Annotated in this window: 1 protein-coding gene; it reads right to left on the bottom strand. The window is 44.1% G+C overall.

Features of this window, described 5'->3' with window-relative positions:
* Positions 1-286 (bottom strand): transposase (locus GNY06_RS15380; protein ID WP_176589913.1); only part of this gene is annotated, 286 nt, incomplete at both ends.

Here is a 286-nt window from a genome sequence, read left to right as displayed (position 1 = left end):
GTTTTAGGAAATACAGCCTCAACCGCTTCGGGGAAACCTTTCAGGCCGTCTATGCAGGCAATCATAATATCTTCCACACCGCGTTTCTTCAGATCAGTGAGAACTCCAAGCCAGAATTTGGCCCCTTGATTTTCTGAACTATAAAGCCCAAGTACATCCTTTTTTCCTGCGATATCAACCCCGAGGATATTATAGATCGCACGGGTGTCAACAGCACCATTCACCCTTACCTTGAAAAACATACAATCCAGAAATATAAATGGATAGACGGTTTCAAGAGGACGGT

Origin of the sequence: Elizabethkingia argenteiflava (genome assembly GCF_009904105.1) — a bacterium.
GTDB classification, from domain to species: Bacteria; Bacteroidota; Bacteroidia; order Flavobacteriales; family Weeksellaceae; genus Elizabethkingia; species Elizabethkingia argenteiflava.
This window is presented reverse-complemented; position numbering and strand designations above follow the sequence as displayed.